Annotated in this window: 1 pseudogene; it reads left to right on the plus strand. The window is 28.8% G+C overall.

Annotation, left to right across the window (positions count from 1 at the left end):
- Window positions 1-285, plus strand: a pseudogene (locus KGF42_RS19450) (ABC transporter permease); the annotation flags it as partial.

The raw sequence follows: 285 nt of genomic DNA on the forward strand, positions 1-285 counted from the left end.
CTCAGTTCTTAGGATTCTCAGATGTAAATATGGGTATAGGAACTTTGGTTCTTGGAATTGCTTCTATCATAATTGGTATTACACTATTTAAGAAATTTACTTTTATCAAAGATACTACTGCAATAATTGTTGGTTCTTTTATATACCAATTCACTATCTACTTTGCAATGAGTTTAGGAATGTTATCGACTGACTTAAAATTAATAACTGCTATAGTTATAATAGCTTTCTTAGCTACTGGTAACTTAAACATTTCACTAAAAAAAACAAATGCAAAGCTAGTAC

It is taken from the genome of Clostridioides sp. ZZV15-6383 (assembly GCF_020657735.1).
Classification (GTDB): domain Bacteria; phylum Bacillota; class Clostridia; order Peptostreptococcales; family Peptostreptococcaceae; genus Clostridioides; species Clostridioides difficile_D.